The 9,774-nt window shown below is 68.2% G+C and carries 6 protein-coding genes; 5 read left to right on the plus strand and 1 reads right to left on the minus strand.

All coding sequences use genetic code 11. The annotated features are described in order from the left end of the window. The 5 genes from Q0066_RS10255 to yaaA form a co-directional block, all read left to right on the plus strand. Positions 1-441 (plus strand): hypothetical protein (locus tag Q0066_RS10255; RefSeq protein ID WP_298132581.1); only part of this gene is annotated, 441 nt, incomplete at its 5' end. Between the two features lie 213 nt (positions 442-654). Continuing rightward, positions 655-6,147 (plus strand): carboxyl transferase domain-containing protein, encoded by a 5,493-nt coding sequence (locus tag Q0066_RS10260; protein ID WP_298132583.1) that lies wholly within the window; start codon positions 655-657, stop codon positions 6,145-6,147. A 135-nt stretch (positions 6,148-6,282) separates the two neighbouring features. Continuing rightward, positions 6,283-6,795: an ACT domain-containing protein gene (locus Q0066_RS10265; protein ID WP_298132584.1), complete on the plus strand. Its 513-nt coding sequence runs from the start codon at positions 6,283-6,285 to the stop codon at positions 6,793-6,795. Between the two features lie 204 nt (positions 6,796-6,999). Then, positions 7,000-7,674, plus strand: coding sequence for a hypothetical protein (locus Q0066_RS10270; RefSeq protein WP_298132586.1), 675 nt, complete (start codon positions 7,000-7,002; stop codon positions 7,672-7,674). A gap of 926 nt (positions 7,675-8,600) precedes the next feature. Beyond that, on the plus strand, positions 8,601-9,404 hold the full coding sequence (gene yaaA / locus Q0066_RS10275; RefSeq protein WP_298132588.1) for a peroxide stress protein YaaA: 804 nt from the start codon (positions 8,601-8,603) through the stop codon (positions 9,402-9,404). A 3-nt stretch (positions 9,405-9,407) separates the two neighbouring features. Here the strand turns inward: yaaA and Q0066_RS10280 are convergent. Next, a partial coding sequence (locus Q0066_RS10280; RefSeq protein ID WP_298132590.1) for a VOC family protein occupies positions 9,408-9,774 on the minus strand: 367 nt, incomplete at its 5' end.

The raw sequence follows: 9,774 nt of genomic DNA on the forward strand, positions 1-9,774 counted from the left end.
GCAGCCGAGGAAGCGGAGCAGGAGCGGTTGGCTGCCGAACAGGCAGAGCGCGAACGTCTCGCGGCTGAGCAGGCAGAGCGCGAGCGCATCGCAGCCGAGGAAGCGGAGCAAGAGCGCCTTGCTGCCGAGGAGGCTGAGCGGCAGTTGGCTGAGCAGGTCGAGCGCGAGCGCCTTGCCGCCGAGCAGGAGGCGTTGGAACGCGCTCGGGCCGAGGTGGAGCAGGCGTCCGCGACCGGGAAACGACGGGACGTCCGCGAGGCCAGCGAGGCGCTCGTCGACGAGCTCCGGGGCCGGTACCAGTTGGACCCGGAGCGGTACCTCGACGAGTTCCTGGAGGCGCTCGACCAGTTGGCTACCGCCCGCTGGCAGGCGGGCGACTGGTGGGGATCCCGCGGGCCGTCCAAGGAAGCGAAGGCACTGCGCAAGCAGCACGGTCGCTGATCGGCGTCATCCGCAGGCACGGGATCGTGCCGTTGTGGGAAACCGCCAAAGCTCGGACGGCGCAGTTGGCCCCTCCGGACAGCCACGCGGCGCCGTCCGCTCGAATCTGAGGCTTGCTGCTCGGGTCGCCTCGCCTTGCGGGCCCAGAAGTGGAAGATTTCGGGGGCAGGACTGCCGACCGGCAGGCACACAAGCAAGGTGAGGAGACGCCCGGTGTTCAAGCGCATCGCGATCGTCAATCGGGGCGAGGCCGCCATGCGGCTGATCCACGCCGTCCGCGACCTGAACGCCGAGCGACCGGACGATGATCCGATCACCGTCATCGCGCTCTACACCGACGCCGAGCGCACCGCCATGTTCGCGCGCGAAGCAGACGAGGCCTACCCGCTCGGGCCGGCGTCCGAGCGGCCCTATCTGAACCACGAACTGCTGATCGATGTACTGCGCCGGGCCCGCGCGGACGCCGTCTGGGTGGGCTGGGGCTTCGTCGCCGAAGATGCCGGCTTCGCCGACCTGGTCGAAGCGAACGGCATCACCTTCATCGGCCCCTCCGGCGAGGCGATGCGCAAGCTGGGCGACAAGATCGGTTCCAAGCTGATCGCCGAAGAGGTCGGCGTGCCGGTGGCGCCCTGGTCGCGCGGCGGCGTCGACACCCTGGAGGACGCGCTGGCCGCAGCGGACCGGATCGGCTACCCGCTGATGCTCAAGGCGACCGCCGGCGGTGGCGGACGCGGCATCCGCAAGGTGACCAACGCCGACGAACTGACCGATGCCTACCAACGCACCCGCGACGAGGCGGAACGCGCCTTCGGCTCCGGCGTGGTGTTCCTGGAGAAGCTGGTCACCGGCGCCCGGCACGTCGAGGTGCAGGTCATCGCCGACGGGCAGGGCACCGCCTGGGCGCTCGGCGTCCGGGACTGCTCGGTGCAGCGCCGCAACCAGAAGGTGATCGAAGAGTCGGCGTCGCCGCTGCTCACCGCCGACCAGACCAGCGAGCTGAAGGCGTCCGCCGAACGCCTGGCACTCGCCGTCGACTATGCCGGCGCCGGCACCGTCGAGTTCCTCTACCACCCGGGCGACAAGGCGTTCGCCTTCCTCGAGGTGAACACCCGGCTGCAGGTGGAGCACCCGATCACCGAGGTCACCAACGACTTCGACCTGGTCAAAGCCCAGATTCGGGTCGCCTCCGGCGAGCGGCTGGTCGATCGGCCCAGCGAGTTCGGGCACGCCGTCGAGGCGCGGCTCAACGCCGAGGATCCCGACCGCGACTTCGCCCCCTCGCCCGGACGGATCACCCGGCTCGACCTGCCGGCCGGTCCCGGCATCCGGGTCGACACCGGGGTGGCCGAGGGCGATCAGATCCCCGCCGACTTCGACTCGATGATCGCCAAGATCATCGCTTTCGGACGCGACCGCAGCGAGGCGCTGGGCCGGTTGCGGCGGGCGATGAACGAGACCACCGTGGTCATCGACGGCGGCTCCACCAACAAGAGCTTCATCCTCGACCTGCTCGGACGCCCCGAGGTGGTCGGTGCCGACGGCGTCGAGTGGGCCGACACCGGCTGGATCGACCGGATCCGCGGCGAGGGCGGTCTGGTCGCCGACCGGCACTCCGGGATCGCGCTGGTCGCGTCCGCCATCCAGGCCTACGAGGACACCGAAGAGGTGGAGATCGCCCGGCTGCTGGAGACCGCCCACGGCGGACGTCCCCAGGTGCAGCACGCCGTCGGACGCCCCGTCGACCTGAAACTGCGCGGGGTGACCTACCAGGTCACCGCCTTCCGGATCGGTCCGCAGCGCTATCGGGTGCGGGTGGCGCAGGGTGACCAGGCCAGCACGGTCGAGGCGTCCCTGCAGCGACTGGACGACTTCCACAGCCGGCTCCAGGTCGGTGACCAGCGCTACCGCTTGGTCACCGCCACCCACGGCCCGGTGCACCTGATCGAGGTCAACGGCATCACCCACCGGGTCAGCCGCGACGAGGGCGGCGTGCTGCGCTCCCCGGCGCCTGCGCTGGTGGTCGCCACCCCGGCCGCGGTAGGGGAGCAACTGGCCGCCGGTGCGCCGGTGCTGGTGCTCGAATCGATGAAGATGGAGACCGTCCTGGTCGCGCCCTTCGCCTGCCGGGTGAAGGAGCTGCTGGTGATCACCGGCAGCCAGGTGGAGACGATGGCGCCGCTGGTCCGGCTCGAGCCGGTCTCCGACGAGACCGCCGTGGTCGAAGAGGTGGCGGCCACCGGGCCCGGCCTCGAGTTGCCGCCGGTGCCGGCGATCACCGACCCGGAAGCGAGGGCGAACCGGCTGTTGTCCGACCTGTCCGCGCTGGTGATGGGCTTCGACGCCGACCCCGAGTACCGGCCGCTGGCCGGTTACCTGAGCACCCGCGACGAGCTGTGTGCTGCCGGCGCCGACGTGATGACCGGCGAGATCGCGCTGATCGGGTTGTTCGCCGACGTCGCCGAGCTGAGCCGCAACCGTCCGGCCGGCGAGGACGCCAGCACCGAGCTGCGGGTGCACAGCGACCGGGAGCACTTCCACCGCTACCTGCAGAGCCTGGACGCCGCCCGCGCCGGCCTGCCGATGCAGTTCACCGACCGGCTGGCCAAGGTGTTCGCCCACTACGGCATCACCGAGCTGACCCGGACGCCGCAGGTCGAGGAGGCGGTCTTCCGGATCTTCCTCGCCCAGCAGCGGTTCGCGTCCGATCTGAAGGTGATCACCTCGCTGCTGGAACGCTGGATCAGCGAGCCCGCGCCGCAGCCGGAGGTGGCCAGCCACGCCCGCGCCGAGCTGGAACGCCTGGTCCGGGCCACCCAGCGGCGCTTCCCGGTGGTCGGTGATGTGGCCCGGTCGATCCGGTTCCGCTGGTTCGACCAGCCCCAGGTGGACGCCGAACGCGACGCGGTGCTGGCCGGCGTGGCCGACGAGGTGGCCGCGCTCGCCGCCGATCCGGACGCGCCCGACCGTGGCGAGCGGATCGCGGCACTGGCCGCCATTCCCGAGCCGACGGTCGGCTTCCTCGCCGACCGGCTGGCCGCCGGTGTCCAGGCCGAGGAGCCGATGCTCGAGGTGCTGATCCGCAAGCACTACGGCGACTTCGATCTGACCGCGTTGAGCAGCCTCTCCGTCGACGGACGGGCCGCGGCCACCGGCGACTACCGGCTGGAGGGCCGTCCCACCCGGGTGGTGTCGACGTTGGGACGCGTCGACGAGCTGGCCGCCGACGGCCCGATCAGCACCCTGGTCACCGACCTGCTCGCCGATCACGGCGGCGGGGACGAGGCCGTGGTCGAGTTGTACCTTTCCTGGCCCGACGCCCCCGATCCCGATCAGGCCAGCGCCCACCTCGAAGAGGTGTTCTCCGGCTGGTCGCTGGGCCAGAACGTCCGCCGCATCGTGGTCGCCGTCTGCGACCACCGCTCCGAGCCGCGCTACCTGACCTTCCGCTGGACGACGTCCGGTGAGATCGCCGAGGACCAACGGATCCGCGGCGTGCACCCGATGGTCGCCCGCCGGCTCGACCTGTGGCGGCTGCGCGAGTTCGACCTGACCCGGCTGCCGGCACCCGAGGACGTGCTGCTGTTCGACTGCGTCGCCAAGTCCAACCCGGCGGATCGTCGCCTGGTCGCCATGGCGCAGGTGCGGCAGCTGGCTCCGGTACGTGACGAGAAGGGCCGGATGCTCGGTCTGCCGCACGCCGAGCGGGCGGTGGAGAACTGCCTGGAGGCGATCCGGCGCACCCGGGCGGCGCGCGGCAGCGAGGGCAACCGGATGGACATGAACCATGTCTGGGTGCACGTCTGGCCGGTGATCGACCTCGATCACAAGGACATCGTGTCGCTGCAGACCAAGATCACCCCGCTGGGTGAGGGGGCGGGCATCGAGGAGGTGCTGGCCCAGGGCCGGTTCGACCAGCCGGGGAAGGGCGTCATTCCGCTGGCCGTCCGGTTCCACTACCGGGCCGGTGCCGGGGTGACCGCGGTGATCGAGCCGCCGCCCACCGAGCCGCTGAAGCCGCTGGACGACTACACCTCCCGGGTGCTGCGGGCACGTCGGCGTGGGCTGGTCTATCCCTACGAGCTCAGCGATGTGCTGGCCGGGCCGGGCGGCAGCATCGTCGAACTCGACCTGGACGCCGACGGCGCCCTGGTGCCGGTCGATCGTCCGCGTGGACTGAACAAGGCCGGCATCATCTGCGCCCAGGTGACCACGCCGTCCCCGCTGTACCCGGAGGGCATGACCCGGATCGTGCTGTCCGGCGACCCGACCCGCGGCCTCGGCGCGGTCGCCGAACCCGAGTGCCGGCGCATCATTGCCGCGCTCGACCTGGCCGAGCAGATGCAGGTGCCGCTGGAATGGTTCACGCTGAGCTCCGGGGCCCGGATCTCGATGGATTCCGGCACCGAGAACATGGACTGGGTGGGGGCGGCGCTGCGCCGGATCATCAACTTCACCCAGGACGGCGGCGAGATCAACGTCGTCGTCGCCGGCATCAACGTGGGCGCCCAGCCGTACTGGAACGCCGAAGCGACGATGCTGATGCACACCAAGGGCATCCTGGTGATGACCCCTGACTCGGCGATGGTGCTCACCGGCAAGCAGACCCTGGACTTCTCCGGCAGCGTCTCCGCCGAGGACAATTTCGGCATCGGCGGCTATGACCGGGTGATGGGGCCCAACGGCCAGGCTCAGTACTGGGCGCCCGACCTGCCCGGTGCATTCCGCATCCTGATGAGCCACTACGCCCAGACCTACGTGATGCCGGGCGAGGACGGCCCCCGCCGCGCGCCGACCAGCGACCCGTCCGATCGCGACGTGTCCAGCTACCCGCACGGCGGCGAGTTCGCCACCGTCGGTGAGATCTTCACCGCCAACCCGGACCGGAAGAAGCCGTTCGACATCCGCACCGTGATGGCCGCCGTCACCGACGCCGACCATCCGCGCACCGAACGCTGGGCCGGCATGGCCGACGCCGAGACGGCGGTGGTGATGGACGCCCGGATCGGCGGCCATTCGATCTGCCTGGTCGGCATCGAGTCCAAGCCGGTGCCCCGGGCCGGCTTCCCGCCCACCGACGGCCCCGACACCTACACCGCGGGCACGCTGTTCCCCCGGTCGAGCAAGAAGGTGGCCCGCGCGATCAACGCGTCGTCCGGCAACCGCCCGGTGGTGGTGCTGGCCAACCTGTCCGGGTTCGACGGCTCACCCGAGTCGATGCGCAACCTGCAGCTCGAGTACGGCGCCGAGATCGGCCGGGCGGTGGTCAACTTCGACGGCCCGATCGTCTTCGTGGTCATCTCCCGGTACCACGGCGGTGCCTTCGTGGTGTTCTCCAAGACGCTCAACGAGAACATGACCGTGCTGGCGGTGGAGGGCTCGTTCGCCTCCGTGATCGGCGGGGCCCCGGCGGCCGCGGTGGTGTTCGCCGGCGACGTCGCCAAGCGCACCGCCGCCGACCCACGGGTCGCCGAGCTGGAGGGCAGGCGCCGGTCGGCGCGTCCGGAGGAGCGGGCCCGGCTGCAGGCCGAGCTGGACGACGTCCGGGCCGCGGTACGGGCGGAGAAGATCAGCGAGGTCGCCGCCGAGTTCGACGGGGTGCACAACATCCAGCGCGCCGCTCGCGTCGGCTCGGTCGACAAGGTGATCAGCCCCACCCGGATGCGTCCCGAGATCATCGAGGTGATCGAGGCCTTCGGCACCCGCTGAGGTCTTCTTTCTCCCGGTGTTCGTCATCCCGACGGACGCCGGGATGACGTCGTTGGCTGTCCTGTGCGCGACCGAGATCCCGGGTCAAGCCCGGGATGACGGAGGGTCAAAGGTTGGCTCCGCTACGCTCCCGGCATGGCCACCCTCGTGCTCACCGTGATCGGTGACGATCGCGCCGGACTCGTCAACGCGCTCGCCGATGTCGTCACCGCTCACGGCGGCAACTGGGAGCGCAGCCAGCTCGCCGAGTTGGCCGGCAAATTCGCCGGCATCGTGCTGGTCCGGGTTCCCGATGGGCGGGCGGACGAGCTGGCGTCCGCGCTGCAACCGCTGAGTGGGCTGCTCGAGGTGAGCCTGCACGCGGGCAGTGAAGAACCGGCGGAGGCGGCGCAGCACATCCAGGTCGATCTGGTCGGCAACGACCACCCGGGCATCGTGCGCGACGTCTCCGGCGTGCTGAGCCGGCACGGCATCAGCATCGAGAAGCTGATCACCGAAACCAGGGACGCCCCGATGGCCGGCGGACGGCTGTTCGAGGCCCATCTCACCGCGCCGGTGAGTGCCGACCAGGATCTCGGTGGCCTGCAGGCCGATTTGGAGCGATTGGCCACCGAGATCGTGGTCGACATCACCGTCGCCGCGGGATGAAACCCCCGGGAGCGGCGCCGCCCACTGGCAGAAAATCACGGGAACTGCAGCCAGGTCGGTCGGGCCTGGAGCGCGTGGCACGCGGGCACACTGACGAATGCGTCCTACTAACGGATCGGGAATGGTCCTTATTAGCCTTGACCTTCCCTCTGATGAGGAGATAGCGTTCTGAGCCTGATTGCACCACCCCCTAGGAGTTGTTCCATGTCAACCCGCCAAAGATCTGCAAGAGTCGGAGTCAGCGCAAAAGAGGCTTGGTCTTCTTGGTCAAAGGGAGGGTTTAAGTTTCTTTCTATTTTCCTGGTCGGCGCGGCCCTCTTTGTAGGCCCTTCGATATCGATCGCTAAAGCGGATGATTCCAGCAACAGGGACATCACGATAACCAGCAATTCAGGTGCCTTCTCAAGCACGCTGAGGCTTTCCCTTTCGAAGCCGATGACCGCAGCACATAGGCAGCGAGTCGTTCAGGAGTTGAGTGCGGGAATGGCGAACAATCAGGTGATCGCCCGTGCCTTGATGAAGATAGATTGCTATCAAGCTTACGTGGCGACAACAAGTGAGGGCCGTTGGGAAACGGAGTACAGGTGCTTCCCGACCTATGCCACACTGCCCTGGGGTTTCAAGATCTCTGGCCAGGTGCAGGGCATCATAGTGGGTCTTGTAAATGAGCGCGGCCTGAAATGGTGGCGAAATAGTGTGCAGCAACCGATGAATTCGCCCCATCTCGAAGCGAAGAACTACCTTTTCCACGGAACCATGAAGAAGGTGTGGAACGGCGACACGATTGTCTATAAAGACCTCTACACCTTCAGGCATAACGTCAACGGTGGAGGGAATGGCAGCATTAGCATAGGGGGAACATTCGGTGTCGGCCCGTAAGTCGGCACTGTTGCTCGCGGAGCAGTTCGTTCGGAGTAGTCCACTGCCGGATTCTTGGTCGTTCAGACTCCTGCCGAGGGGCGCGGATGACGAATGGACAGGAATGGGTGGGGAGGTAGTCGTTCTGGAATTGACGCGTGCCGCGGACGGTGCGGTAGGTTACGCGGCGCTCACGGGCCGAATTCCGGGCGATAGGGAGCAGTCTGAATTTGTCGAACAGATGCAAGACGTAATCATTGAGAAAAGCAATGGGATTGCTTGGCCACCATGCCCCGGTCATCCGCACCCGATGAGTCCTACTGTCGTTGACGGCGCCATTGAGTGGCGGTGCCCAGCGGCTCTCAGGTGATTGGATGATCGAGTTTATTGCAGACCGCGTCCGTGGGGTGCCCGATTATGCCGGCACCTCGACCCCGGCTAGTCATCGCCGCCTGCAACTCAACTCGACTGCACTTCTCCCGGGATAGGCGCCGCGCCGTGGATGCCCTGCAGGGTTCTCTGGCGGCCCAACTGCTGCACCCCGGACAAGTTCAGGCGTCTGGATCCGGTCACCGAAACTCGGAACTCTGCAAGGCTTTCCTTGAGCTGCGACCTGACTGCCGACCAGGCGAAGCTATCCCGCGTGACAGCACCCCGTCCCTGACCGCTGGTTGAGCTTGTCGAACCCTGCATCGGAGCTCCTGGGTCTCGACAGGGCTGGGGTAGCGGCGGCACTCGACTGGTGGTTCTGCGGCTTGCGTTAGGGCCTCGACATGGGTCGCCGGATCGTTCCTTAGGGGTTCAAAGGGCGGGCCCCGGTGTCCTGGGATACGGGATGAGAGGAATCCTAGATCCGCATGATCCGCATGAGCGGCAATGATGGTGTACAACCAAGCGCTCGGACAACCTTCCGCCGCACTCCACCGGCCCGGCTATAGGCTGCGGTGGTGCTGGTTCTGCTGTCGCCCGCGAAGTCGCTGGACTTCGATTCCGCCCTGCCCACCCGCAAGCATTCCGAGCCCAGGCTGCTCGACCGCTCGGCGGAACTGATCGAGCTGATGCGCGGCAAGTCCACCTCTGAGATCGCCGGCCTGATGCACATCTCGGACGATCTCGCCGCGCTCAACGCGCAGCGCTACGCCGACTTCTCGCTGCCGTTCAGCATGCGCAACGCCCGCGCTGCGGTGCTCGCCTTCGCCGGCGACGTGTACCAGGGCCTGGCGGTGCGCGAACAGTGGGACACTCGTGACTACACCGAGGCGCAGAAGACGGTGCGGATCCTCTCCGGGCTGTACGGGGTGCTGCGCCCGCTCGACCTGATCCAGCCGTACCGGCTGGAGATGGGCCTGCCGCTGGCGAACGAGCGCGGCAGCAGCCTGTACGCCTACTGGGGCTCGACGATCACCGACCTGCTGCGCGCCGACCTGGCCGAGTCGCCCGGCGCGAGCGCGGTGCTCAACCTGGCGTCCGAGGAATATGCCAAGTCGGTCAGGTTCGGTGAACTCGACTGCCCGGTGATCTCGCCCCGATTCGAGGACACCAACGCCCGCGGCACCCGCAGCGTGGTCTCGTTCTACGCCAAGCGGGCGCGCGGCATGTTGGCGTCCTGGCTGGTGCGCGAACGCGTCCGGACGCCCGGCGCAGTCAAGCGGTTCGCCGAGCAGGGCTATCGCTACGACCCGGACGCCTCGACCGCGCAGCAGCCGGTCTTCGTCCGCAGCTTCGAGGACCGGCCTGCCGTCGGCCGCTGAGCCTCAGCTGTGACAGACGGCCTCGACGTTGTTGCCGTCGGGGTCACGGACGAAGGCGCCGAAGTAGCCCGGATGGTATTCCGGCCACTCCCGCGGTGCGTGCAGCACCTCGACACCCAGTTCGGCCGCGGCGTCGAAAAAGGCCTGGACGGCCGCGCGGTCAGCCGCGGTGAAGGCGATGTGACACTCGCGGTTGGAACTGCCGCTGGCCGCCGAGCTGACCCAGAAATCCGGGTGGCCCTGCGTGCCATAGCCGATGGCTTCACCGAAATCCATCTGACGGGTGAAGCCGAGCGTGCCGAGCACGGTGTCGTAGAAGCGGACGGAGGCGGCCATGTCGGCCACGTTGACGCCGAAGTGATCAATCATG

The sequence above is a fragment of the Micropruina sp. genome (assembly GCF_027492755.1).
GTDB lineage: Bacteria > Actinomycetota > Actinomycetes > Propionibacteriales > Propionibacteriaceae > Micropruina.

Excerpts from the sequence above, each read along its gene's own strand:
- Q0066_RS10270 (WP_298132586.1), top strand. The coding sequence starts at position 7,000 with ATGTCAACCCGCCAAAGATCTGCAAGAGTCGGAGTCAGCGCAAAAGAG.
- Q0066_RS10265 (WP_298132584.1), top strand. The coding sequence starts at position 6,283 with ATGGCCACCCTCGTGCTCACCGTGATCGGTGACGATCGCGCCGGACTC.